Raw genomic sequence first — 25266 nt, forward strand, 5'->3', positions numbered from 1 at the left:
AGAATGGTCAAGCCGTCGTAGGCCGGCGAAGCCATCACCAAGAAGAAAGAAGAGGAAAGATAATCATGGTTCTTTGGGTTCTCATCCAACGGGAGATCAAGAGTTTCTTCATCTCGCCGACAGCGTACATCGTCCTTTTCGCCTGCGCCGTGATCCACGGCCTCAACTTCGCGTTTTGGCTCGAGTACATGACGAGCAATCGAATCAAGGATTTTAGCCTTCTGCAGGCTACAGTGAACTCGTTCTTCTTTTGGTTTCTCCTCTTGATTCAAGCGCCGCTTCTGACGATGCGCAGCTTTGCCGAAGAAAATCGATCGGGCACGATTGAGATGATCCTGACCGCGCCGGTGCGGGAATGGGAGGTGGTTTTCGCCAAGTTCGTCGGCGCCCTCTCCTTTTTTAGTGTGCTTTGGCTGCCGCTGGCCTTGGATTTTCTCGGATTGCGTCTCCTTTGTGGACATCCTTTGGGGTCGAGCGGCAGCATGGAACTCCTCTCCCTGGCAATGCTGCTGCTACTCGGGAGTCTTTTTTTGGCGATCGGGATTTTTGCCTCCTGCCTGACGCGCAGTCAGATGGTGGCAGCGATTCTCTCCTTCGGAGCGATCTTTGCCATCTTCTCGCTTTCCTTCGTCGTCTACCTGGGGTTGTTCGGTCAGACGCGGGATCTGGTCTCCTATTTTTCCTTTCTCGACCAGATGGACACGTTTTCGCGCGGCATCTTCGACTCTCGGCCTATGGTCTTGACCCTTTCGGGTGCAATCCTGTTTCTTTTTCTCACTGAACGCGTCCTCCAGTGGCGCCGTTTGCGTTCTTGACGGCTCGCTCATGAAGACCCCTTCCGCCCCCCATCCGCTTCGTCTCCAGCTTCGGCTCAACAACGCGCTCACAATCGTCTTGTCGATCGCGATCCTGATCATGGTGAATTACTTGGGATTCAAGTACTACTACCGACAGGACCTCTCGAAGAGCGGGTATTATCAGTTATCGGAGAAGACGGTCCACATTCTCCGTTCCCTGACGGAACCGGTCCGGGTAACGGTTTGCCTGGTGAACAATTCGCCGGTCCGGTCGGAGATCGACAATCTCCTCCGGCAGTATAAATACGTGGCGGGCAGCAAGCTGCAGATCGAATATGTCGATCCCGCGCTGCATCTGGCCAGGGCCGAAGCGTTGGCCAAGCGCCTCAAGTTCGACCTGCGCGAGAACGTGGTGATCTTCGAATATCGGGACCGACACAAGTTCGTCAATGACAAGGATATGGTCGACTTGGACATGAGCGGAGCGATGCTCGGGCAGTCCCCGCAGGTCAAGGCCTTCAAGGGAGAGCAGCAGTTCACGGCCGCGATCCTCTCCTTGGTGGAAGGAAAGCTGCTGAAGGTCTACGTGACCATAGGGCATGGAGAGCGGGAGTTTGGCAACATGAGCAATCCAGGGGGATATGGAGAGATCGACCTTCGGATTCGCCGGGAGAATGTGGAAACGATCCCCCTGAATCTGGCGGAATTTCCGATGGTCCCGTCGGATGCCGACGCGGTGATCGTCGCGGGGCCGAAGGTTCCCTTTCGCGCCACCGAAGTGGAAGCGGTCGAAAAGTACGTGGAAGCCAAAGGGAAGCTCTTTCTCTTGGAAGGAGCGGAAAGCGTCTCGGGCCTCGAGCCCTTGCTGGCAAAGTATGGGATTCGCATGGATAACGATCGGGTGGTTGCACTTGGGAAGGTGGGAGGCTTGGGAGAGATGCTCATGACCACTGCGCTGGGAACTCATTATGCGGATCACTCCGCAGTTCGTGGGTTGCAGGGCCTGAGCTTGCAAATGCCCGACGCTCGTTCCCTGAGCCCCGTTCCGGATAAGGGGAATGTCAACGCGAAGAAGGTGATCTCCCTGGTGCAGACTCCCGAGGCGTTTTGGGGAGAGACCGATTCGAAAGAAGTTGCGGAGCAGAATGCAAAGCGGGATCCAGGAGTGGATATCCCTGGGCCTCTCTCCCTGGCGATGCTCTATGATGGGGGGGAGGTTCCCGGGCAGGGAATTCACGTCACGGGAACGCGAATCGTCGCGGTCGGGTCGTCCGCGTTTTTGGTGAACCAGTATATCGATGGGGTTGGGGTCGACTTCTTCCTGAACCTTCTCGACTGGATGCTGAAGCGAGAGATTGCATTGGGAATCTCTCCGAAGGCCGCACAAGAGTTTACCCTATCGGTTCCGACATTCCAGAGACAGTCGGCGAACAGCTTTGCGCTGGGACTCGTACCCTTGGCTTGCGCTTTGCTTGGCGTCGCCGTCTACTTTGCGCGAAGAAAATAGGCACGGCTTGTGAAGCAGTTTCGTTCCGGACTCCTGTTGCTGGTGGTTGCCCTGGCGTTATTGGGTTACATCGTGTTGGTCGATCGGGGGAGGCAATCCACCGAAGAGCAGCATCGCACCGAAAAGCAGATCTTTCGTCTCAAGAGTCAGGATGTGAACTGGCTTCGCATCGCCACCCCCGACCACTCCGTGACGCTCGAAAGGAAGGAGAACCATTGGTGGATTGCGTCGCCCATTCGCGCGCAGGCCGATGACTCCGCCGTAAGCCGTCTTTTGACGGAGCTCGAGTTCCTCGAGTCGGAGCGGACGATACCGGCCAAGGAGATGGGGAACGTCGAACTTCTCAAGCAGTGGGGCCTGACTGCACCCTCATTGACCCTCGAGTTTCGAGAAGGCAAGGAGACCCGCGGGCTTTTCATCGGGCGGAAAACCGCCGTTCGGGATCTCCTCTACGCGAGAGCGGCGCAAGACCCGGGCACGCCTGTCTACCTTGTGAACTCCGCCGTCGTAGAGCGTCTCAATAAGAGCGTCGATGATCTTCGAAACCGGATGGTGTTTGAGTTTGACAGCCTTTTTGTTCAGCGCTGCGGCGTTGAGCAAGCGGGAAATGCGCCATTGAACGTGGAAGTGGTCCGGCAGGGAACGAAGTGGCAGCTGCTTAAGCCGTTGACGGCGCGTGCCGACGCAACCAAAGTCGATGAATGGCTCTCCTCGCTGACGACCCTTCGGGTTCAAAAGTTTGTTTCGGATGATGGAGCTGCCTTGAATCAATACGGTCTGGCGAGCCCAAGCGACCAGATCTGGGTGGATCAGAAGGGGGAAAAGGCGATGGAGGAGAGGCTTCTCATCGGTTCTCCGGTCCCCGGCGAGCCGAATGACGTCTATGCCAAGAAGCTGCCGGGCACCGCGGTCTTTACCCTCCCTGCCGCGACGGTGCAGCAGATGGCGCGCGGCTTTTTCCAGAACGTGCGCGATCATCATGTCGTGCCGTCTTTTTCCGTAAGTGAAGTGGTTCGCTTCCAAGTCGACCAAAACGGAAAAAGCATGGGATTCGCAAAGAGGGGAGAGGGATGGAGCGTGGATGGCGAAGGCTATAAAGGCATGGTCGACGCCGAGCGGGTAGAGGCTTTCTTGCGGTCGTTGAGATCCCTGGAGACGAAGTCCTTCGTCCAGGATGTCCCCTCGGATCTCCGTTCGTTCGGTTTGCACCATCCGGAGGACAAGATCGTGATGCGAACGGTGGAGGCGGGGGGCAACAGGCCATCTCCCGTAGAGCTCTTGCTTGGGAAGAGCGATAAGGACGGTACCTACGTCAAAAACTCGCTGGAGCCATTCGTCTACCACATCGCCTCGCAATGGCTGCAGGAGCTTCCGAAGGAGGCATGGGAGTGGAAGAGCTTGGAAGTCTTGCAACTGCAACCCAAGGACCTTCAGGAGGTCAGGCTCTCCTTCCCCGGCTCCTCCGTTGCGATTCGGACGTCGGCCGATGGCCGAATCCTGTTCAACGGAGTGGAGGGAGCGGCAGCGCAGCAAGCCAAGGCGGCGGTGAATCGGCTCTGTCAACTGCGCGCGGTTCGCTGGCTCGGTCCGGTTCGGCCGGAATATGGCTTGAGCAAGCCCGAGGCCACGGTGGTGATCCAAGCGTCCAGGGTGAGGACGGTCCGCATCGGAGCGCTTCTTCCCGATGGCGGAAGAGCCGCGCAGGTTGAGGGAGATTCCCTGGCCTTCGAATTCAGCGCAGCCGAGTATCAGGCGCTCGGCGAACTGGCGCGGGAGGGGTCGAAGTCTGCGGCGCCTCGGAGCTGACCGGTGGAGGCTCTCCGTCCGGGAAAGGCGGCGTTGTCGTGATGCCTGCGGATGGAGATCCATTTTTGCGGTAACGGCGCAAGGCCCGGTAGACGAGGAAGAACGTAGCGCCTGCCGCCGGCAGGCCGATCACGAGCGAGCCAAGCGTCATCGGCCATCCCCATCGCATCAGGCCTTTCCAGCTGACCACGTCGCGAAACACAAGGTGTCCCATGCGTAGGGCATGATCGTGATTCGCGCTGCCTAGCACGAAGGCTCCGATCTGGTACTCGAGCCAGAAAAGGCCCGGCACGAAGGGTAGGGTAATGTCGTGGGCCGCCACCCCCAGAGCGGCGGCGACCAAGTTTGCGCGCAGGGGCCAGGCGGTAAGAAGGGCGAGCACCGTCTTGAAGCCGAAAAATGGGGTGAATCCGTAGAAAATGCCGATGGCAAAGCCAAGGGCGAGGGGGAAGGGGTCGGCCCGGAGGTGAAAGAGCTTTTTGTGAGGGTGGCGTGCGTGCTCTTTGAGAAAATCCCGAAGCTGCTGAAGGCGTGATTTCATGCCGCGCAAGACGACAGGAGAGAACCGGCCCTCCCCGAACCGGATCTTGGAATCCAAGTTCCTCGCTCTTGCGGCAAAAGGCAAGCCTTCCGGACTCCTCGAGCCCTCGGAGTCAGGAAGGCCGCCGGAGGATCCCATAGAGAAAGAGATCTACGAAGGCATCGATCGCCTTATTGCCCTCGGGCAATCCCTTGGATTCCGGAAAGAGCGTTTGAACCACCAAATTGTGGAGGATGATGGCGGAAAAGGCGCGCCCGGCCAGCATTGGGTCCATTGGGCAGAGCGTGCCTTCCCTAATCTTGGAGAGAAAGAAGGAACTGAGGTGTTGATTGAAGGTTTCGATGTAGGCCTCGAAGAACATTCGGGAAAGGTCGTGTCCTTCGAGTCCGCTGAAATAAAAGATCCGCAAGAATTGCGGATCTTTCTCCACGGAAGCGAACATTTCACGGGCGATCTCGCGAAGGACCGTTTCCATGCTTTCGCTCGCTTCGGCGGCGCGTCGGAGTCGATTGAGCAGAGGGGTGAGCATCGCGATCTTTTTTTCGATGATGGCGGCGTAGAGCCCTCCCTTGTTCGGAAAGTGCCGGTAGATGAGCGCTTCGTTGACTTGCGCAAGGTCAGCAATCAACCGGGTCGTCGTTCCCTTGAAGCCACGTGCCGCGAAGAGAGAGGTCGCCGACGCGATGATCCTTTCTCGGGTACCCGAGGCGTGAACCGGCCGAAGCGAGGTTGACATGGAGTGGCGGAGCCAGATAAGTAATCATTTACTTTCATTCCAGTCGTCAAGAGTTCTCTTCACTCGGTAGCCGCAATCCATGGAAATGCCACCGATTCGAAACGAAAACGAACCTACCGCCGCAACGAGGGTGACATCGTCTCCTGAGGGAGGGCAGGAGTCGGACAAGCACTCGGAACGTGGTGGCGGCATCCGGCTTCTGACCTCGGTCGTTCTCTGGGCCATGGTCGGTGGAATCGGCGCAGTGATGTCTCTCCGTTTTCTTGTCTCCTTCCTCGCGAACGAGACGACGGACGATGCCTTCATCGCCGGCCATATCATCCGGGTCTCGCCCAAGGTTGCCGGTCATGTGGTGGGCTACCACATTGACGACAACATGGATGTAAAGAAGGGTCAGCCTCTCATTGAGATCGACCCGAGGGATTATCAGGCGCGGGTCGCTCTGGCACAGGCGAACCGCGATTGGGCCGACACGGAGTGGAAAAGAATGGCGCAACTCGTCCGTAGCGCGTCGGTCTCGCAGCTGCAACTGGACGGCGCCTGGGCGGCGAAGCTCTCGACCGAAGCCTACCTCCGTCTCACCCAGCTACAACTGGGCTATACCCAGTTGTTTGCTCCGGAAGAGGGACGGATTACGCAGCGAACCGTCGAAAAAGGACAGTACGTTCAGGTGGGCGAGACGCTCTTTTCGATCGTTCCTTCCCATGTCTGGGTGGTCGCCAACTATAAGGAAACTCAGGTGACCCTCATGCGTCCCGGACAGCCGGTCTTCTTGCGCATCGATGCCTATCCCGGCGATCGTTACAAGGGGCACGTGGATAGCCTTCAGCGAGGCAGCGGGGCGCAGTTCAGCCTTCTGCCGCCCGAAAACGCGACGGGAAACTACGTCAAGGTCGTGCAGAGGGTTCCGGTAAAGATTCTTTTTGATGAGCCGATCCGGCCGGGGGAAACCGTCGGGCCAGGAATGTCGGTCGTCCCCGCGGTTCAGGTCCGGGAGATAGCCCTTCCCCCGCTCTGGGAGGTGCTGGCGGCCGTGGCGGGAGCGTTTTTGGGGATTCTGCTCGCCTTCTTCCTCCCCAGGCGGCAGAAAAACGGTACGCAAGGCTAAAATCCGCACTCTTGCGATCCGCTGGGAAAAGCCGCCGGTTGCAGGGGGAGGGAGGAAACGAAATCCGTTCGTTCCCCGTCGATCGGATGATCCAGCGCGACGGAACGAGGAAAGAATCGTTTGCATCGACTTCGATCGCTCTACCGTCGCTTCTCCTTCGTCGCTTCGGGGAGCGGCGGCGCGGACGTCCTGGGGCTGTTCGCTCTTTTGGTCGTCGGAGCCCTTTACGTCGCCGAGAGCGGGAGTCCGGGCATCCTCGATGATAACGAGGGGCTCTATGCAGGGGCCGCGCGCGAAATGCGCGCGCGAGGAGACTGGATCGTCCCCACGCTCGACGGAATGCCGAGATGCCAGAAGCCTCCTCTCCTCTATTGGCTTATCCTGCTCAGCACCAGCCTTTTTGGGGAAAACGAGTTTGCGGTCCGCCTGCCCCAGGCTCTGGCCACACTCGCCTGGATGGCCGCTACCTATTGCCTCGGCGTTACCCTCGGAGGGCGTAGCCTCGGATGGATGGCCGCCCTGATTTTGGGCACGGCATTCGGCTCCTTCATCTTTAGCCATATCGTCATGCCGGAGATCTTCCTTGCGGCGTCGGTTGCCTGGAGCTTCCTATTCCTCTGGAAGGCGTTCACAGAGGAGGAGAAACGCTCGCACGGGATCGGTCTCTGGTTGGCGATGGGCTTCGGCACGATGGCCAAGGGCTTGCATGCCCTCCTTTACCCGCTCGTGGTTTTAGGAATCCTCAGTCTCCTTTCCGGCCGGTGGCGGAAGGTCGCGGTCCATCTCTTCCGATGGGAGGGGATCGCTCTCTTCCTCCTTCTCGTGATCCCCTGGTACGTGGCGATGGAAGGGAGACTCCCCGGCTTTCTTTTCGAGCAGTTCGGAAACGAGCAGTTCGGTCATGCCCTGAACCGTCGGATTCCGCCGGATGCGGGAACCGTTCGGCTGCCTGTGTTTTTGAGCGAGCAGCCGATCTTTTTTCTGCCCTGGAGCCTCTTTGCCGCGGCACTCTGGTTGCCCCATCGGAAGACAGCGCTCTCCCCACCCGGGAATGAGAAGGAGGGAACCCTTTTCCTCGGGCTTTGGATTCTCGTCACTTTCCTTTCGCTGCTTCCCTCGTCCCTACAGGACTACTACGCATTGAGCTGCTATCCCGCGCTTGCCCTCTTCTTGGCTCGGCCGTTCTGCGCGCGGCAGGAAGGGCGGCCCGGTTGTGCGTTCTGGACGCCGTTTGCTCTGGTCGCCGGGCTGGCGGCGGTAGGCGGAGCGGCGGGAATCGCCTTTTGGTCGAACGCGGAGTTGGTGCAGCCGACCCTTGGCGCGGCCCCGGTGGAAAAGCGCGACACCTTTCTAGCGGCGATCTTCGGATTCCCTTTTCGCACATGGCGGGCCTTCGTTCCCCTTCTGCTCTCGGCTAGCCTGAGCCTCTTTCTCGGCGGGTTGGCGGCGCTCCGGCTGGCTCTGCGGGGGAAGCGGTTGGCAGCGGGGCTCTGCCTGGCTCTCGCGATGCTGTTACCCATGGCGGAAGCCGGGCGAGGGCTTCAGTTGTTGGAGGACTACTTCTCCTCGGTGAAGATTGCCTGGTATCTCAATGCGTTACCAGCATCGGAGCGACGGGTCGTCGTAGACGGAGAACCAAACTTCTTCTCCAGCCTCTTCTTCTATCTCCAAAACCGAAAGGAGCGCGTCTACTGGGTGCACTCCACTTCGGCATCGTCCTTCGTGCTGCGAATTTGGCCGGGAAGTCGCGAGCTCTATCTATCGGAGGACGACTTTTTACAGTTCTGGGGCGAGGAGAAACCCGTCTATTTGATCTGCGAGGAGTCCGCGATGAAGAATTGGAAGGCGATCTTCGATGAGAAAACACCCTGGTGGAAAATCGTTCTTCATTGCGGAACGCGGGTCTTGGTCGTAAACCGTCTGTCGGAAGGTGTCCCGCGCCATGATCCGTCGAGAGGAAATGGAAGAGGCGATTCGTCTCTTCCAGGAAGAAGATGAGCGGTGGAGAGGCATCGTCGCTCGAATGTCTAAGGAGGAGCAGACCCAATTCTACCTTGCCGTCGAGGAGGCGTCTGGACGCTGGATCGGATCGGATTCCCTGCTGGAGGACGATCCGGAGGATTAGTCTGCCTGTTGAACGTTGTGAGAGATGCACGTTAGCTGGCAACCCGGCGATGGGCCCAGTCGAAAATCGGCAGGAGCCGTGGCGGCAGGAGATGGCGAGCCTCTTGGGCCGCTACCCAACGAAATTCCTGATGCTCCGGTTTCCCGAGCTCGAGGTTGATGCCTAGAACGACGTTGTCGCCACGAGTCTCGGCCAGGTAGTAACGCGCGACCTTTCTTCGGTCATAGACCTCTGTCTCCCGATACTCTTCTCCCCAGGGGAAGCGGAGCGTTTCGATTCCCGTTTCCTCGAAAACCTCTCGGCGGGCTGCGGCGAGGGGTGTCTCGCCCTGCTCTACCAGGCCCTTGGGGAAGTCCCAGTTGCGGAAGGCTCGGAGGAGCAGGTAGCGGGGTTTGCCTTCCTCCCATCGATAGACGATGACCCCCGCGGAGAGGCGCAGCGGGGGGAGGGGATCGCTCACGGCTGGTTTGGGGGCAGGCGAATGGCCTCGAGCAGATTGGTCGCGATCGCATCGCGATCCGAGAGCGGATTCAAGCCGAAGCGAACTTCCAGGAAGCGAAGAAGGGAAGTGGTATCATAGGAATGGTGATCGACCCCGCCTTTTTCGGTGTAGGGCGAGATCAGCAGAGCGGGGATTCGAGTGCCGGGTCCCCACCGGTCTCCCCGAGGCGGAGGAACATGATCCCAGAACCCGCCAAACTCATCGTAGGTGAGGAGGATGAGACATCGCGGCCAGTAGCGGGACGCCTGGATGGCCCGAATGAGGGAGATGGCGTGCTTCTGTCCTTCTTCCACGCTGGCGTATCCGGGATGCTCGCTGTGGATGCCAAGCGGCTTGACGAAACAGACAGAAGGGAGACGTTCGCTCTGAAGATCGGCGAGGAAGTCCGTCTCGTCTTTGAGGTGAACCGCTCGTTCCTGGGTCTCGGGGCCGTAGCGGGCGAAGTAAGCGAAGGGCTGGTGGTGAAATTGAAAGGTGGGAGCCGGCCGCCCGGAGAGGGCATCCCGCCAACCGCCGGAGTACCAGGCCCAACTCACCCCCGCCGCGCTCAGACGGTCGCCGATGGTCGGCATCGTCAGCGGCGGGAGCAGGTGGCCGATCGGGGTGGTCGAATGGTGAGGGGCGCTCGCTCCCTCCACGGTTCCAACGACGTAGCCATCCGGAGTCACTTTTCCGTCCCGCCGGAGTCCAATCAAACGTCCTCCTTCATCGAAAATGGGCTCGGCCACCCATTCGGCTGGCGGGTGGGCCCAGGAAGGGGTTTGGACTGCGACCAGCCAGATATGGTTGAGGAAAGATCCCCCGAAGGCGGCCTGGAAAAAATGGTCGAGCACGGTGTAATCCCGGGCAAGACGATAGATCGGCAGCCGCTCGGTTTCATAATATCCCATGGGGAGAGCGCCAGTCGTCCCCCATGCGACGTATCCGCTGTTTACGCCGCCGGCGATTTGGAGCTGGTTGCGATAGAACGAATGAATCGGGTCGGGAATCGCGTCGGCCAAGGAGACGTAGCGAAGAAGGGGGAAGGGCCGGTTGCGAAGATGTGCCGGGAAGCGCGGGTCACGCCCCTTGTCTTGCCGGACCGGCGGAAGCTGAGGGTAGGGGAGTCCCGAACGATCGACCTGCACCCCTTCCGCTGGAATCTTGGAAATTCCGTCAGCGCCGGGAAACTCCCCGAAAAGATTATCGAAGCTGTGGTTTTCCTGGTAAAGGAGGACGATATGGTCGATCGGGATCGATGGGGCGGGAGCCGTTTGCGCGGGACAGATGCCTGCCAGGACCAGGGCAGCCATCATGCCGCCGAAGAGGAGAAGGAAGAGCAGAGCAGACCGGCTGGCTACCGCTTCGGCAAAGGAGGAGAAGGGCATCACTCGAAGCACGCGAGATGAGAATGGAGAAAAGAGACCGAAAAAGCAAGGGCGCGGGCGGAGGCCGCTCCTCCCTGCCATGGTTCCGCTGGGTTGCCGGGTGGATCGCCATCGGGGGCTTGGGGCAGGTGTCTGGATTCGGTCAGTCGGCGCCGTCGCCGCAAGTCCGAGATCTTCCTCCTCTCCGCATGCATGGGGAGGCCAACTTGCAGGGTCCGATTCCCGAAATACGGGCACCGATCGAGAGGTTTTTTAAAGATCTTCTCGCGGGAGAAATTCAAAGGGCGTTCCAAGAGCTGCTTGTCTCCAGCCGCCTCAGTAGTCGACATGACAACATCTCGGTCCTCATGGACAAGACCGCGCAGGCGTTTACCTATTACGGCAAAGCGACGGGCTTTGAGCCGTACGATACACGAGCGGTCGGCAGCCGCCTCTTCCTGGTGACCTATCTGTTGGACCTGGAGCTTCAGCCGCTGCGCTGGCGATTTGTCTATTATCGCCCCGAGGAGGTTTGGAAACTCATCGACATTCGGGTGGATGACGCCTTGGACGATCTGATCAATCGCTGAACCCGGTCAGCAGCTTCTTGCGCAGAGCCTCCTCCACCGTCTTGGGAACAAAGCAGGAGACCGATCCTCCCAGGCGGGAGATTTCTTTGACGAGCGACGAGCTGAGATAGATGAACGAGTCTCTGGGCATCAAGAAGACCGTTTCGATGGTTGGCGCGATCTTCCGGTTCATGAGAGCGAGCTGAAACTCGAATTCAAAATCGGAAACGGCTCGCAACCCGCGGATGATGGCATGAATCCCTCGCTCCTTGGCGAATTGAACGGTGAGCGCATGAAAGGGAAGGACGGGTACGGGGCGGGGGAAGGAGGCGACCGCCTCTTCGACGAGCCGCACGCGTTCCGCGAGAGGGAAAAGGGGCGTCTTGGTCGATTGCGCGGCCACGCCCACCACCACTTCGTCGAAGAGGGCTTGCGCCCTCTCGATGATATCGAGATGGCCGAAGGTGATCGGGTCGAAAGTGCCCGGGTAGAGTGCCTTGGGCGAAGCCATGACGCTTACCGTTGCCGCTCGATATCAGCGCCGACGGCGCGAAGCTTGGCGTCGATCCGCTCATAGCCGCGGTCGATGTGATAGACGCGATGGACGATCGTGGTGTTTTCCGCCTGCAGCCCGGCGAGAACGAGGGCCGCGGAAGCGCGTAGATCCGATGCCATGACGGGGGCCCCGCTCAGGCGGGCGACGCCGTGGATGACCGTCCTGTTAGCCGAGAGACCCGCGCTCGCGCCCATCCGCTTTAACTCGCTGATGTGCATAAAGCGGTTGGGGAAGACGTCGTCCGCAATCTCGCTCCGTCCAGGAACGGTCGCGGCCAGTGCGCAAAACTGTGCCTGCATGTCGGTCGGAAAACCCGGATAGGTGCTCGTCCGGAGCTGGAACGATCGTAAAGGATCGGTCGCATGGACGCGAAGACTGTTCTTCTCCGTCTCTAGGGAGACCCCGGCTTCCCGCAAAGCGCAGAGCGTGCTCTCCATATGCTTGACCGGAGCCTCTTCGAGCAGGATATCGCCCCTGGTGATTGCCGCCGCTACCGCAAAGGTTCCCGCCTCGATTCGATCCGAGACGACCGTGTGCTCCGCACCATGGAGTTGATCGACCCCCTCGATCTCCAGGCAGCCTGTGCCTTCTCCCCGAATCCGTGCTCCCATGGAACGGAGGAACGTGGCGAGGTCGCACACTTCGGGTTCGGAGGCGGCATGCTCGATGAGGGTGGTTCCGCGCGCGAGGCATGCAGCCATCATCACATTATCGGTTCCCAGGACCGTCGACCCGTGCGGACCCTGAAGGGAAATCCGAGCGCCCACGAGGCCGGAGGTTTCGGCGACGACATATCCCTTGGAGAGGGTGATTCGGCTCCCCAGCGCTTCCAGTCCCCGGAGGTGGAGATCGATCGGACGATCGCCGATCACGCATCCTCCGGGCAGGGAAACCTTGGTTCGGCCGCAACGGGCGAGGAGCGGACCAAGAACGCAAACCGAGGCGCGCATCCGGCGGACTAAGTCGTACGGTGCTTCCCCAGCGATTTTCCGTGCGTCCACGACCACCGTGCCATCCGAAAAGGAGACCTCTGCTCCGAGATAGCGCAAGATATCGAGCATGGTGCGGATATCGCTCAGATCGGGGACCCGATGGAGAAGGCATCGCTCCCGAGTCAGGAGAGTTGCGGCGAGAATAGGAAGCGAGGAGTTTTTGGACCCGCTGATGGGAATGGACCCCCGAAGCGGGATTCCTCCTCGAATGGCAAATTTATCCATCAGATTCTCCGATGACGATGCGGTCCATCCCCGAAAGGTCTTGTAACGACCTAGACCGGGGAAATCCAGCTTGCTCGAGAAGTTCGCGCACTCGATCCGCCTGATGATCGCCCACCTCCAGGGCGAGTGCGCAGCAACGGCCGGCCGCCTGGGTGATCAGGGAGCGAATGAGAAGCAATCCATCGGGACCTCCGTCCAGTGCCTTGCGGGGCTCGCGTTGTACATTTTTAGGCAGTTGAGGCAGCGCGCTCGTTGGAAGATAGGGTAGGTTGGCAATGATCAAGGCGAAGGCCGCTTCCGGTATGGGCTTCAGCAGGTCTGCTCGATAAAGGGTGAGATTCGGCAAGCCCTGGGTGTTTGCCTCGGCAACGGCGAGGGCGGACGGATCGATGTCCGAGCCGTAGACAGCGCGTCCGGGTGCTCTGCGTGCCAGAGAGACGGCGAGGGTTCCACAACCAGTCCCGACGTCGAGGATCGGTCCGGGGGGAAGAATCTCCACGAGTCCGGTGGCGACCTCTAACAAGAGTTCGGTCTCGGGCCGGGGGATCAGCGTAGAGGGGGTCACTCGGAAGCGCTGATCGGCAAAGTCGACATATCCCAGAACGTAGGCAAGCGGTTCTCCCTCCGCACATCGATCGGTCCATGTTTCGACTCGGTGGAGGCAGTCGGGAGGGAGCACTCTGTCCGGCTCCGTATAGAGCGAGAGCGGCGGGATCCCGAGCGCTGCCGCTAAGAGCCATTGTGCCGTACTCCGGGGTGACTCGGCGGCGGACCGGGTCAGCCGGTCGATCGTCCGTCGCAGTAGGGAGATCCGGGTCACGGCGTCGCGCGCGCGGAAGCTCCTGCCATTGCCTCCTCCGCGGCCAGGCGCTCTTCCATCTCCTTTTCGGCCAAAACCTCGAGCAGGGGCTCGATGTTTCCTTCCAGAACGGAAACGAGGCCGTGGAGGGTGATCGGGATCCGGTGGTCGGTGACGCGATCTTGGGGAAAGTTATACGTACGAATCTTTTCGTGCCGGTCTCCGCTGCCGATGAGGCTTCGCCGCTCGGATGAGAGGCGGGCCCTTTCTTCCTGCTGCTTTTGCGCCAGAAGCCGGGTGCGAAGGATCGTGATCGCTTTTTCACGATTCTTGATCTGCGATCGGCCCTCTTGGCAGCGGACGATCAGCCCGGTGGGAATGTGGAGAACCTGGACGGCCGAATCGGTGGTGTTCACGCCCTGGCCTCCGGGGCCTCCCGCTCGACAGACCTCAATTCTCAAATCCTCCGGCTTGAGGACGATGTCGACTTCCTCCGCTTCCGGAAGGATAGCCACCGTCGCCGTCGATGTGTGAACGCGTCCTTGCGATTCGGTGGCCGGCACCCGTTGCACCCTGTGTACTCCGCTCTCGAAGCGAAGCTGCCGGTAGGCTCCATCGCCCGAGATCTCGACAATAATCTCTTTTAGGCCTCCCAACTCGCTGGGAGCAAGACTAATGGGAGCAAACCGCCAGCCACGCTTTTCCGCATAACGGCTGTACATGCGGTAGAGGTCCGCCGCAAAGAGCGCGGCTTCGTCCCCGCCTGTGCCCGCTCGTATTTCCAGCATGGTGTCCCGAGACTCGTTTTCGTCCGCCGGCAAGAGCGCCAACAAAAGTTGCCGATGCGCGTCCTGCGCCGCTTGTCGCGCTTGGACCAGTTCCTCCTCCGCCAGTTGGTGAATCTCGGGATCTTCCGATTCCTGGAGCAGGGCTTCCAGCGACGTGACTTTGTCCTGAGCGGAGACCCAAAGCCCATGCTGCGCGAAAACCTCCTTCAAGCGGGCATGCTCGCGGGTCAGCTCGGCGGCCCGCCCGGGCTGGGCATAGATCTCGCCTTGGGAGAGGATCTGTTCGAGTTCATGGTATCTCTCCCGCAAATGAGAGACATAGGTACTCAGGTCCATAGGGATGCCCGACAAGCAGTGAGCCCGCGTCTTCGCCCTTGCTCACCGGAGCGGAAGCGGGAAGCGGAGGCTATTTCTTGGTCTTCTTGGCCGAGTGGGAAGCGCTTGCCGCCAGGTCCGGCATTTTGTTGCCAAAGCGGCGCATGAACTTCTCCACCCGTCCCGCCGTGTCGACGAGTTTCTGCTGTCCGGTAAAGAGGGGATGGCAGGAAGAGCAGATTCCCAGCCGAAGCCGATTCTTGGTGGATCGAGTATGATAAACGGCCCCGCAAGCGCAGGTCATCGTAGCCTCCCCATACTCAGGGTGGATGTTTGCCTTCATGGTACGATCTTCTCTCTCTATTCGAACTTTGTCACGACCAGGGAAGCATTGTGCCCGCCGAAGCCGAAGGAGTTACTCATGGCTACCCGCAGTGCGCTTTCTCTCGCCTGGTGAGGAACATGGTGAAGATTGCACGCTGGATCGGGATTGTCCAGGTTGATTGTCGGAGGAATCAGTTGGTCAGCCAGGGCCTGCAGGCAGAGGATGAGTTCCACCGCTCCGGCGGCTCCCAGGCAGTGTCCAGTCATCGACTTGGTGGCGCTGACGGGGACATTCTTCGTGTGAGGGCCAAAGACGCTCTGGATGGCCATGGCTTCGCAGCGGTCGCCTTGCTGGGTCGAGGTCGCGTGGGCGTTGATGTAGTCAATCTCCTCCGGGCTTTTCCTGGCGCGCTGGAGCGCAGCCAGCATTGCTCGTGCGGCGCAGCGCCCGTTGGGATCGGGGGAGGTGATGTGAGAAGCGTCGGCGGAAAGTCCGTAGCCGATGATCTCTCCCAGGATGGGGGCGCTCCGCTTTTTGGCGTGCTCGAGTTCTTCCAGTACCACGATTCCAGCTCCTTCGCTCAAGACGAAACCGTCTCGGTCCCGATCGAACGGCCGCGACGCCTTTTGGGGCTCGTCATTGCGAAGGCTCAGGGCCTTCATGTTGGAAAAGCCGGATAATCCCAGCGGTACGACCGCGGCCTCGGTTCCTCCGGCAAGGATGACTTCCGCCTCATGGTCCCGGATCAGGCGCCAGGCTTCTCCAATGCAGTGAGACGCGGTTGCGCAGGCGGTGACCACGCAAAAATTGGGTCCCTGGCAGCCGAACTCGATCGCAATCATTCCCGAGGCCATGTTGGTGATCATCATCGGGATCATGAGAGGCGACGTCCGCTTGGGGCCCTTTTGCAGCAGCACCGTGTGCTGATCTTCGAGGGTTTTTAGCCCTCCGATGCCCGAACCCACGATCACTCCGACCCGGGAGGGATCTTCGTTTTCGGTGACCAGCCCCGAGCGGCGCACCGCCTCCTTTGCGGCGGTCATCGCGAGTTGCGAATAGCGATCGGCCCGACGAGCTTCCTTCGGATTGCAAAAAGCCTGGCTGAGATCGATGCCGCGAACCTCACCCGCGATCAGGCAGTCGTATCCCGCCGTATCAAAGGCCGTCACGCGCCCGATGCCGCTGCGGCCGTTTTGCACGCTTTCCCAGAGGGAGTCTGCATCGTTGCCGTTCGGAGTCACGGCCCCGAACCCTGTAACCACGACCCGGCGTGTCATGCGAGAAAAGGGAGCCGGGAACTCAAGGAGAGCCGATTGGAATCCAGAGGAAAGATCACGATCTTAGCCTTCTTCCTCCACGTGCTCTTCAATGTATCGAACGACGTCGCCCACGGTTTGGAGCTTTTCGGCCTCTTCGTCCGGAACTTCGACATTGAATTCTTCCTCAAAGGCCATGACCAGCTCTACGGTGTCCAGGGAGTCGGCTCCGAGATCTTCGATAAACTTGGCCTTGGGCGTCACCTGCTCCGGATTGACCCCGAGCTGTTCGACGATCATTTCTTTTACGCGTTCTTCGATCGATTTCTTCTCTGCCATAATATCTAGTCTCCTTCGAGTTCGAGGCTACCCTGCCTGTCTCACAAGTGTTCTCCCGGGGCTTGCGCAATGGACCTGTCTGCTTCGTTGGGCCTTGGTTTTCCCTCCTTGCAGTATGTCGTCACACCGCTCCGGGGGAAAAGCTCCGCCCCGCCTTGCATCCAGGTCCATCCACCGCGCCTCGGGTACGAACTTGGTGAGACATGCAGGCTTGTTAGGAACGGTATCCTGATTTGACAACCAAAAAGTTACCGGAATGGAGGAAACCCAGATTCGTCGTCCAAGATCGTTCAGATGACGCAGCCCAAACCGGGCCAATCTTTTTTCTGTTTCCATCGTCATCACCTGCCATCCTCTCGTCGCCATTTCCGTGGGCCGGGTCAAGCCAGAAGCCCACCATCGACGATGAAAACCTGACCCGTGATGTAATTCGATTCCGGCCCGCAGAGAAAACCGACGAGTGCGGCTACTTCCTCGGCCTGACCGAAGCGTCTGAGCGGGATCTCTTCGAGCAGCTTGGCGCGGGCCTTCTCGGGCAGGTTCTTGGTCATGTCGGTCTCGATGAACCCAGGGCATACGGCGTTGGCCGTAATGCCTCGGGAAGCAAGCTCTCGAGCGATCGACTTCGTCAAGCCGATCAAGCCCGCCTTGGATGAGGAGTAATTGGCTTGTCCTGGATTTCCGATGAGGCCCGACACCGATGATATGTTGATGATTTTTCCGGAGCGACGTTCGAGGAAGTGACGGTTAAACGCACGGATCCATAAAAAGGCACCCTTGAGATTGGTGTCCAGCACGAGATCCCAGTCCTCGTCGGACATGCGGGCGGCCAGTCCATCCCGGGTGACTCCTGCGTTGTTCACCAGGAGATCCACTTGTCCAAAATCCCGGAGAATGCTTTGGCTCGTTTCATCCACCTCTCGCTTGAGGCGGACGTCCGTTCCATATCCCTTCGCTTTCCCCCCGAGGCCGATAATTTCCTCGGCAGTCGCTTCCGCATCCGGCGCCTTTCGGCTCACACAGGCGACGGCCGCGCCCATCTGCCCCAGCCGAAGCGCAATGGCTTTGCCGATGCCGCGGCTGGCGCCGGTCACGACGGCGACCTTGCTAGTTAGCGAGTTCGTGCTCATGAGATTGTAGGTCCTGAACTGTCGTGAGGGCGATCCCCTTGGCCTGGGAGTCGATCCGGCGCAATAAGCCAACGAGAATCGGGCGAGGGCCAATCTCGACGAACTGATCAATGTGGCAATCGAGCATTCTCCGGATGCAATCCTCCCAGCGGACGGAGCCCGTCACCTGGTCGGCCAGGCTTCGGCGGATCTCCTCCCGTTCCCGCACGGGTCGGCCCAGGTAATTCGAATAGACGGGGATGCGGGGAATTGCCAGCGGAAAGTCTTGGAGAAAGGTTTTCAACTCCTCCGCCGCATTCCGCATGAGTCGTGAATGAAACGCCCCCGAAACATCCAATGGGACGACCTTGCGTATATTCCGCTTGGCGGCCAGTTCCGGGACCATGCTTACCCCATGGCGGGTTCCGGAGAGCACGATTTGACCGGGAGCATTGTAGTTGGCAACATCCACTTGGGCCTCGCGGGAGATCTCCTCCGCCGTGCTTCGGTCTGCCCCGATCAGCGCGACCATGGCACCAGGAAAGTCTTCCGCAGCCTTTTGGATCGCCGCGGCTCGCGTTCGCACCAACCGGAGGCCGTCGTGAAAAGAAAAGGTACCCGCTACCGCATGGGCCGTAACCTCTCCTAAGGAAAGCCCGCCGACTGCCGAGAAGTGGAAAGCCGGAAAACGCCTTTGGAGTAAGGAGAACAGGGCAAAGCCATGAACGAAAAGAGCGGGCTGAGCAGCGACGGTCTCTGTCAGGGCTTCCGCAGGACCGGCAAAACAGAGCGAACGGAGCGGCATCTGGAGCACCGCCTCCGCCTCCTCGTAAAGGCGGCGGATGTCTGGATCGATCTCGCACAGGTCCTTCCCCATGCCGACCTCCTGGGCACCCTGGCCGTCGAAAAGAAGTGCTCTGTGCGATTCCACGGATGGCAAGGATCGCCACCATTGCGGTCAATTGTCCTTACGCCAAGCTTTTTTTCTCGTGCGCCGTGAAAAGGGTGCATCGTCCAGTGGGGAGGGAGTGATCTCCACCCGGCAACTATTGCTCCAGCCGGAAGCATTCGGAGCGGCTGCTGGTGGTGACGCCGGTGGTCGAAGCCTCTGGAGGAAAAGGCCCGGAAAGCGGGCCAGCGAGCAAGCAGGCCCTAAGGGAAGTGAACGCTGAACAAAGCCTCGAAACGCTCAATGCGGGCGCCGAGCTTGTGAGAAAGAAGCGAAGGCCGATGTCTCCCTGGGAAGGAGAGCAATACGGGCACTTGGGAGAGCCGCCGGGGTAATGGGCGAGGGCATGCGGGCAAAGGACGGTGCATCAACACGGGAGGCCCATCGGGCCGGGAGCTCGGGTAGGTCCCGAGCGGACCGACCGCTGCCCCGCGAGGGGTCGAGGCGGGACCCGGTGGGAGTCGGATAGGCCCGAGGTACCGGAGAGCTCGGAGAAAGTCCGGGGGAGGGAAGGGGCCTTAGTTCAAGGGAAACGTCGGAAGGAGCGAGAGCGCGGAGATTGGCGATGAGTCTAGAACCTCCCATACGTGTTCGGAAGCTCCAGATGGCGTTGCAGGAGAAAGCGAAGGCAAGTCCGACCTATCGCTTCTACGCCCTCCACGACAAACTCTACCGCGAGGATGTGCTCGCCTACGCCTGGCTGCTCTGCCGAAAGAACGGCGGGGTAGCGGGAGTCGATGGGCAGACCTTCGAGAGGATCGAGGAAGAAGGGGTAGAGAGGTGGTTGGACCGATTGGCGGAAGAACTCCGAAACAAGACCTATCGGCCAGAGGCGGTTCGGCGGGTATGGATTCCCAAACCCGACGGAAAGCGACGGCCCTTAGGGATACCCATCATACGGGATCGGGTGGTACAGATGGCGGCGGTCCTCGTGCTGAGCCCGATCTTCGAGGTGGACTTACCAGAAGAGCAGTATGCCTATCGGGAAGGGCGAAGCGCCTTGGATGCGGTTAACCGGGTGCATGCTCTTCTCAAGGCGGGCTATACCGAGGTCATCGACGCCGACCTTGCCCAGTACTTCGACAACATTCCCCACCCGGCACTGATGAAGAGCCTGGCCCGGCGGATCTCCGACGGAGCCATGCTGGCTCTTTTGAAAGCCTGGCTGGAAATGCCCGTCGAGGAAGAAGACGAGCGGGGAGGAAAACGGCGGACGACCCAGGCCAAGGATCGGAGACGCGGGTCCCCTCAAGGGGGCTCCCATCTCCCCTCTACTGGCCAACCTCTACATGAGGCGGTTTATCTTGGCATGGAAGCGGCAAGGATGGGCCGCCCGATGGGCGGCACACATTGTATCGTACGCCGACGACTATGTGATTCTTTGCCGGCATCACGCTCAGGAAGCCCGGAAGCAGATGGAGAGGATCATGGAGCGAATCGGGCTTACNGTGAACCAGGAAAAGACCCGGATCTGCCGAGTGCCGGAGCAGAGCTTCGACTTTCTCGGTTATACCTTTGGTCGTTGCTACCAGCCCATTACGGGCCGAAGCTACCTGGGGAAACAACCCTCCAAGAAGCGGGTGCAGCGGCTGCTGCAAAGCCTAAGCGAGCAGCTCGGTCGGAGCACCCAGGGACGGGAAGGCAAAGAGCTGGTAGCGCTCCTCAACCTCCGGCTGCGAGGATGGACAAATTACTTCTGTCTTGGCTCGATCAGCCGAGCGTACCGGGTGGTGGACCGTCACGTCCGGTATCGGCTCCGCCGGTGGCTCTGCCGCAAGCACAAGGTTCCTGGGCAAGGAACGACCCACTTCCCGGACGAGTTTCTCCGGGACCAGTTGGGTCTTCTTTCCCTGGCGAGCTTAACGCGGAGCCTGCCGTGGGCATAATCCTGCGCAAACCTTGTCCGAAAAACGAATGCGGGAAATCCGCACGTTCGGTTTGATGAGCGGGGAGTGGAGACGGATGATAGGGAGAGATACTCAGGCACTGCCAGACCGAAAGGGGCAGCTCCCGCTACGGCTCTCCTACGTCGAACCGCGCCACTCCTCGACTCTACTCGCCGATCGCAGTTCCTTCGTCGGATGGCGGTCTGGCCGCCATTTCTCACAAGCTTTCTCCTACGGCTTGCACAACGGGCTTGTCTGCTTCGTTACGCTTGGTTTTCCATCCTTGCAGTATGTCTTCATACAGCTCCGGTGGAAAACCGGCGTCGCGCCTCGCATCCAAGCCCATTGGCGGCGCCTCGGCTACGAAATTTGTGAGAAATGGCGGCTGGGACGCTTTGCCGCCGGTCCTCTGCGGCCATCAACGCCGGCCACTCTTCCCCATGCTTTCCAAGAGGGCGAGAAGGCCCGCCAGGAGGGCCAGCGGCCGGGGCGGACAGCCGGGAATCGTCAGATCGACCGGAAGGACAGCACTCGCGGCTCCGACGCAGGCATAGCTTTCCGAACAGAGGTTGCCCGTAACGGCGCAATCTCCCACCGCCACCACCCATTTGGGATCGGGAATGGCTTGATAGGTACGCTCGAGCGCTTCGCGCATGTTCCGGGTCACGACACCGGTCACAAGCAGCACGTCGGCATGCCTGGGAGAGGCGACGAAACGAAGGCCGAAACGCTCCAAGTCGTAAAACGGATTTTGGAGGGCGTGGAGCTCGAGCTCGCAGCCGTTGCAGGAGCCCGCGTCGACGAGTCGAAGGGAGAGGCTTCGTCCGAGCCTCTGTCTCGCTCCTTGCTCGAGCCGAAGGCCGAGGTCTCGAACAAGGGTTTCGTCTACGGGCGGCGGAGGCTCGGGGAGACCGGATGGGACCATGCCGAAAAGGGAGGGGCGGCGAGGACGGGGAGAAGAGCCTGAGCGGGGTTGGTCAGAGGTCATGGCCGGCGTACGAGCAGTTGAAGGACTTGTTGCAGAGGGGGAAGTCGGCGATGATGTTCCCGTCGATCGCCGCTTCCAGCAGGGGCCACTGAAACCAGGATGGGTCGCGGAAATGACAACGTTCGACGCGGATCCGCTCGTCGAGCCGGACCCAGGCGAAGAGATCCCCACGAAAGCCTTCCACGAGCGCAACCCCTTCGCTGGGAGTGGCTCGCTCTTGCGGCAAGGGTCTCGAGGCGGGTCCTTTCGGTAGGCCGTCGATGATCTGTCGGATTAGGTCGAGACTCTGCTCGACTTCGCGGATCCGAATGACAATCCGAGCGTCGACGTCTCCCTCTTCCCGGACCGGGATCGAGAAGTGGAGCTCCGGATAGGGAGGATAGGCGAGGTGGGAACGCGCATCGAAGAGCCGTCCGGACGCTCGACCGATCACTCCTCCGCAAGCGTACTGGTTTGCCAGAGCCCGGGGAACGACTCCGGTGCCGACCACCCGATCTTGGAGCGAAGGAGTGGTCTCGTAGACCTGCTGGATCCCAGGAAGGGAGCCGGTAATCTCGTCGGCGAGCTCGCGGAGCCTCCGGAGCGCCTCTCCCGACGGCACGGTGCGCACTCCGCCTGGAACGATCTGGTCCATCATGAGCCGGTGGCCAAAACAGAGGTCGGCGGCACGCAGGATCTTCTCCCGAAGAACGGTGCAAAAGGCCTGCATTCGCGCAAAAGCCGCATCGTTGCAGACCGCTCCGATGTCTCCGAGGTGGTTGGCTACCCGTTCGGTCTCGACACAGAGAGCGCGAAGCCAATGAGCCAAGGGCGGGGCTTTGACGTCGAGGGCCGCCTCGACGGCTTGAGCGAAGGCGGAGGAGTAGGCGGCCGTCGTGTCGCCAGAGATACGCCCAGCCAACTTGGCCGCCTGTTCCAGGCCTGCTCCGTGGAAGAGTCCTTCGACTCCCCGATGGACATAGCCAAGCCTCTCTTCTAGGCGGACGACGGTTTCTCCGGCCGCCGTGAAGCGAAAGTGGCCCGGCTCGATGATGCCCGCATGGACCGGGCCGACAGGAACTTGATGGAGCTCCTCTCCTTCCGCGGGAAGAAAAGGATAGGCGGTTGGCCCGTGGGAGGGAGACGCTTTCCCTAGGGGGAAGCGGGTTCCCCAGACCCCGTGATCGAGCCATGGCCTCGGATCGGGACTCTCTTCGGCCATGAGTCCAAAGAGATCGTGGATGGTCCTCTCCAGGCGCAAGGCAGGAGGGTGCAGCCGACCAACCGAGGGAAACCGTCCTTCCGGACAGGGTAGGCTCATCACCCCTGCTTCCCCCGAGCCCGCATCCCAAAAGGAGAGGTGAACGCAGTTCGGCTCACCCCAAAGGGCGAGAAGGGAATAGCCGCCTGCGGCGAGCGTTTCGCCTGTCATTTCCCAGATCGAGCGGTCGACGACCGCCCGGGGCCAAGGCCGATGACGCTCGGCGAGGCCGCCTCGCCGCAGGAGTTCGGGAAGCGATGCGTGGAGGCCCGACGGCGTGGAAGAACCTTGGGAAGCACCGGAAAAACCGGATGGAGAAGAATTGGGCATGAATGCGAGGGGAGCTACCGGAGGAGCTGCGCCGTTTGACGGAACCAGCCGACCACGGCATGCGGGAGAACAATCCCGGCGGTCAACACGGCGAGGATATGGATCAGAAACGGCAGCGGCATCACTCGGATCGGCTCTTGGCGTCCGCTGGGCTTGCCGAAAGCCATGCCGGAGATGCGGAGAGCGAGTCCCGAGAAGGCGACGAGAAGCCCGAGAAGCAAGAGGAGAACGATCCACGGATGGCTGGAAAAACCGCTGCTGACGATCAGGAATTCGCTCAGGAAGATCCCGAAGGGAGGCATGCCGATGATTGCCAGGGTTCCGGCAAGGAGCCCCCACCCGAGGAACGGGTGGCTTTCGGTGAGACCCCGGATATCCGCGATCTTCTGAGAGCCCTTGGCTTGGGAAATATGGCCAACCATGAAAAAGATCCCGGACTTGGTGAGGCTATGGAGGGCCATGTGGAGCAGCCCGGCAAAATTGGCGAGAGGATTCCCCAACCCAAAGGCAAAGGTGATGATGCCCATGTGCTCGATTGACGAATAGCCGAAGAGCCTTTTGATATCGCGGCGGCGGTAGAGCATGAACGCCGCAAAGAGAACCGTGGCCAAGCCCATGGTGATCAGGATCGGGCCAGGGGAGAGAACATTGGGGTTGCCTGCAAGGAGCATCTTGAACCGAATCACGGAGTAGAGCGCGACGTTGAGCAGCAGTCCCGAAAGGACTGCGGAAATCGGAGTCGGGCCTTCCGCGTGGGCGTCGGGCAGCCACGCGTGAAGCGGAAAGAGGCCCACCTTGGTTCCATAGCCCAAGAGCACGAAGAGAAAGGCGAGATTGAGCAGCGGCGGATCGAGTGTCGCCGCATGAGTAAAAAGGGAGCTCCAGCGCATCGCATCCGCCCCTTCCCCAACCGTCTGGCGGGCCGCCATGTAGGTCAGCGTTGTTCCGAAAAGCGCTAAGGCGATCGCGACGCTGCTCAGCATCATATACTTCCAGGACGCCTCGATCGCTTCGGGAGTTCGGTAGATCCCCACCATCAGTACCGTGGTGAGGGTAGCCGTCTCCACCGAAGCCCAGAGGACCCCGATATTGTTGGCAAGGAGAGCAAGCGTCATCCCGAAGAGGAGGAACTGATACATGGCGTGGTAAAAGCGGAGGAGTCGTGGAGTGAGCCGGCCGACCTCGATTTCGTGCTGGATGTATCCCGCGCTGAAAAGGCTCGTGGTAAAGCCGACGAAGGCGTTGAGAACGAGGAAAACAACATTGAGATCGTCGACCATGAGATAGCGACCCGGAGCCTCCCTCGGTACCGCAAGGAGGGAGAGAGCAAGGCAGAACGAGAGGAAGCACACCAGAACGTTGATACGCGCCGCAAGCCGCCAGTCCCGGAAGAACGCCAGGAAAAGAGCGGATGCTGCGGGAATCACGAGCGACCAGATCGTTGGATCCAAGGGAAAATGGCTCATCGTCTTTCTCCACGAAATTGGTCGACGACCAGGATGTCGACCGTGTCAAATCGCTCCCGGATTCGGAAAAGAAAGATGCCGATGACGATAAAGGCGATCAGCACCGCAAACGCCACGCTGATTTCCACAACTAGCGGCATCCCTTTGGCGCCGGCGGCGGCGAGAATCAGTCCGTTTTCCAAGGACATGAAACCGATGACCTGGCTGATCGCATTGCGACGGGTGACGATCATCAGCATGCCCAGGAGAATCACTGCCAGGGCAAACGCGAGATCTTCCCGAGAAAGGCGGTCGCCCGCGGGAGTGGTCCGCAAGGTGACGACCAGCGAAAGCGCCACCAGAGAAATGCCGGCCAGCATGGTGGGTCCGATTCCGCCGACGGTTTCCAGAATCTGGTGAATCCGCAGTTGGACGACGATTCGACGCAGCGCCACAGGGATCAGGATGGCTTTGAACACCAAGGCGACGCCTGCGGTGATGTAGAGGTGGGGAGCGCCTTGCGCGAATGCCTGCCAGGCGACGGAAAGGGATAAGACCAGGGCATGAAACGTGAACACATGCAGGAGAGCATAGACCCGGTCCTGGTAGAGCAGCACGAAGCTCGCCAGCACAAGACTCCCAGAGAGCAGGTGGGCGACGTCAAAATCGAAGGTGTTCATGGAGGTG

At 60.2% G+C, this 25266-nt stretch carries 24 protein-coding genes and 1 pseudogene; 8 read left to right on the plus strand and 17 right to left on the minus strand.

Annotated features, from left to right (window positions below; translation table 11 throughout):
• The first annotated feature begins 65 nt into the window (after nt 1-65).
• From A37A_RS0109870 to A37A_RS0109880, 3 genes are read left to right on the plus strand one after another with little or no spacing between them, the layout of a single operon-like run.
• The gene (locus tag A37A_RS0109870; protein ID WP_018291340.1) at nt 66-815 is read left to right on the plus strand and encodes an ABC transporter permease; all 750 of its coding nucleotides are present in this window, start codon (nt 66-68) and stop codon (nt 813-815) included.
• A gap of 10 nt (nt 816-825) precedes the next feature.
• Nucleotides 826-2304, plus strand: coding sequence for a GldG family protein (locus A37A_RS0109875; RefSeq protein WP_018291341.1), 1479 nt, complete (start codon nt 826-828; stop codon nt 2302-2304).
• Between the two features lie 9 nt (nt 2305-2313).
• A complete protein-coding gene (locus A37A_RS0109880) occupies nt 2314-4110 on the plus strand; it encodes a DUF4340 domain-containing protein (RefSeq protein ID WP_018291342.1) in 1797 nt (598 codons plus the stop codon).
• On the opposite strand, the gene A37A_RS18410 is transcribed toward A37A_RS0109880, so the two are convergent.
• Nucleotides 4037-4708 (minus strand): DUF2062 domain-containing protein, encoded by a 672-nt coding sequence (locus A37A_RS18410; protein WP_231363850.1) that lies wholly within the window; start codon nt 4706-4708, stop codon nt 4037-4039. The genes A37A_RS0109880 and A37A_RS18410 overlap by 74 nt on opposite strands.
• Nucleotides 4709-4763: 55 nt before the next feature.
• Nucleotides 4764-5387: a TetR/AcrR family transcriptional regulator gene (locus A37A_RS18415; RefSeq protein WP_018291344.1), complete on the minus strand. Its 624-nt coding sequence runs from the start codon at nt 5385-5387 to the stop codon at nt 4764-4766.
• A gap of 130 nt (nt 5388-5517) precedes the next feature.
• On the opposite strand from A37A_RS18415, the gene A37A_RS0109895 reads away from it, so the two are divergent.
• Complete coding sequence (locus A37A_RS0109895) at nt 5518-6495, plus strand: HlyD family secretion protein (protein WP_020494270.1); 978 nt, start codon at nt 5518-5520, stop codon at nt 6493-6495.
• Between the two features lie 120 nt (nt 6496-6615).
• Nucleotides 6616-8493, plus strand: a complete 1878-nt coding sequence (locus A37A_RS16955) for a glycosyltransferase family 39 protein (protein ID WP_018291346.1) — start codon at nt 6616-6618, stop codon at nt 8491-8493.
• 158 nt (nt 8494-8651) lie between these two features.
• Here A37A_RS16955 and A37A_RS0109910 read toward each other — a convergent pair whose 3' ends face one another.
• Both A37A_RS0109910 and acpA read right to left on the minus strand, forming a co-directional pair.
• Nucleotides 8652-9080 carry a bis(5'-nucleosyl)-tetraphosphatase gene (locus A37A_RS0109910; RefSeq protein WP_018291348.1) on the minus strand — a complete coding sequence of 143 codons (429 nt, stop codon included), beginning with the start codon at nt 9078-9080 and terminating at the stop codon, nt 8652-8654.
• Entirely contained in the window at nt 9077-10489 is a 1413-nt protein-coding gene (gene acpA / locus A37A_RS0109915) for an acid phosphatase (RefSeq protein WP_018291349.1), read from the minus strand. Before acpA ends, A37A_RS0109910 begins: the two co-directional genes overlap by 4 nt.
• Before the next feature lie 17 nt (nt 10490-10506).
• On the opposite strand from acpA, the gene A37A_RS0109920 reads away from it, so the two are divergent.
• Nucleotides 10507-11058 carry a hypothetical protein gene (locus tag A37A_RS0109920; RefSeq protein WP_155996556.1) on the plus strand — a complete coding sequence of 184 codons (552 nt, stop codon included), beginning with the start codon at nt 10507-10509 and terminating at the stop codon, nt 11056-11058.
• Here A37A_RS0109920 and coaD read toward each other — a convergent pair.
• From coaD to A37A_RS0109965, 9 genes are all read right to left on the minus strand, one after another.
• Nucleotides 11048-11548: a pantetheine-phosphate adenylyltransferase gene (coaD, locus tag A37A_RS0109925; RefSeq protein WP_018291352.1), complete on the minus strand. Its 501-nt coding sequence runs from the start codon at nt 11546-11548 to the stop codon at nt 11048-11050. The two genes, A37A_RS0109920 and coaD, sit on opposite strands and share 11 nt — an antisense overlap.
• 5 nt (nt 11549-11553) lie before the next feature.
• Nucleotides 11554-12810 (minus strand): UDP-N-acetylglucosamine 1-carboxyvinyltransferase, encoded by a 1257-nt coding sequence (murA, locus tag A37A_RS0109930; protein ID WP_018291353.1) that lies wholly within the window; start codon nt 12808-12810, stop codon nt 11554-11556.
• Complete coding sequence (prmC, locus tag A37A_RS0109935; protein ID WP_018291354.1) at nt 12803-13630, minus strand: peptide chain release factor N(5)-glutamine methyltransferase; 828 nt, start codon at nt 13628-13630, stop codon at nt 12803-12805. The genes murA and prmC overlap by 8 nt, the downstream gene beginning before the upstream one ends.
• Entirely contained in the window at nt 13627-14733 is a 1107-nt protein-coding gene (gene prfA, locus A37A_RS0109940) for a peptide chain release factor 1 (protein ID WP_018291355.1), read from the minus strand. Before prfA ends, prmC begins: the two co-directional genes overlap by 4 nt.
• 70 nt (nt 14734-14803) lie before the next feature.
• Nucleotides 14804-15055 (minus strand): 50S ribosomal protein L31, encoded by a 252-nt coding sequence (rpmE, locus tag A37A_RS0109945; protein WP_018291356.1) that lies wholly within the window; start codon nt 15053-15055, stop codon nt 14804-14806.
• A 17-nt stretch (nt 15056-15072) separates the two neighbouring features.
• The gene (gene fabF / locus A37A_RS0109950) at nt 15073-16314 is read right to left on the minus strand and encodes a beta-ketoacyl-ACP synthase II (protein WP_018291357.1); all 1242 of its coding nucleotides are present in this window, start codon (nt 16312-16314) and stop codon (nt 15073-15075) included.
• Nucleotides 16315-16377: 63 nt separating this feature from the next.
• The gene (locus A37A_RS0109955; protein ID WP_018291358.1) at nt 16378-16632 is read right to left on the minus strand and encodes an acyl carrier protein; all 255 of its coding nucleotides are present in this window, start codon (nt 16630-16632) and stop codon (nt 16378-16380) included.
• 380 nt (nt 16633-17012) lie between these two features.
• A complete protein-coding gene (gene fabG, locus A37A_RS0109960) occupies nt 17013-17762 on the minus strand; it encodes a 3-oxoacyl-[acyl-carrier-protein] reductase (RefSeq protein ID WP_018291359.1) in 750 nt (249 codons plus the stop codon).
• On the minus strand, nt 17740-18672 hold the full coding sequence (locus A37A_RS0109965) for an ACP S-malonyltransferase (protein WP_020494275.1): 933 nt from the start codon (nt 18670-18672) through the stop codon (nt 17740-17742). The genes fabG and A37A_RS0109965 overlap by 23 nt, the downstream gene beginning before the upstream one ends.
• 622 nt (nt 18673-19294) lie before the next feature.
• On the opposite strand from A37A_RS0109965, the pseudogene A37A_RS21795 reads away from it, so the two are divergent.
• Both A37A_RS21795 and A37A_RS21800 read left to right on the plus strand, forming a co-directional pair.
• Nucleotides 19295-19873: pseudogene (locus tag A37A_RS21795) on the plus strand (reverse transcriptase domain-containing protein); the annotation flags it as partial.
• A gap of 106 nt (nt 19874-19979) precedes the next feature.
• Nucleotides 19980-20576, plus strand: coding sequence for a group II intron maturase-specific domain-containing protein (locus A37A_RS21800; RefSeq protein ID WP_018291363.1), 597 nt, complete (start codon nt 19980-19982; stop codon nt 20574-20576).
• Between the two features lie 418 nt (nt 20577-20994).
• On the opposite strand, the gene A37A_RS19300 is transcribed toward A37A_RS21800, so the two are convergent.
• The 4 genes from A37A_RS19300 to A37A_RS0109995 are packed head-to-tail and all read right to left on the minus strand — an operon-like array spanning nt 20995 to nt 25259.
• Nucleotides 20995-21501 (minus strand): NADH-quinone oxidoreductase subunit NuoB, encoded by a 507-nt coding sequence (locus A37A_RS19300; RefSeq protein WP_018291365.1) that lies wholly within the window; start codon nt 21499-21501, stop codon nt 20995-20997.
• Nucleotides 21502-21553: 52 nt separating this feature from the next.
• Nucleotides 21554-23134 carry an NADH-quinone oxidoreductase subunit C gene (locus A37A_RS0109985; protein WP_018291366.1) on the minus strand — a complete coding sequence of 527 codons (1581 nt, stop codon included), beginning with the start codon at nt 23132-23134 and terminating at the stop codon, nt 21554-21556.
• A gap of 14 nt (nt 23135-23148) precedes the next feature.
• Nucleotides 23149-24600, minus strand: coding sequence for a hydrogenase 4 subunit F (locus A37A_RS0109990; protein ID WP_018291367.1), 1452 nt, complete (start codon nt 24598-24600; stop codon nt 23149-23151).
• Nucleotides 24597-25259 carry a hydrogenase-4 component E gene (locus tag A37A_RS0109995; RefSeq protein ID WP_018291368.1) on the minus strand — a complete coding sequence of 221 codons (663 nt, stop codon included), beginning with the start codon at nt 25257-25259 and terminating at the stop codon, nt 24597-24599. The genes A37A_RS0109990 and A37A_RS0109995 overlap by 4 nt, the downstream gene beginning before the upstream one ends.
• Between the last annotated feature and the right edge of the window lie 7 nt (nt 25260-25266).

The organism is Verrucomicrobium sp. 3C (assembly GCF_000379365.1).
GTDB lineage: Bacteria > Verrucomicrobiota > Verrucomicrobiia > Methylacidiphilales > Methylacidiphilaceae > Methylacidimicrobium.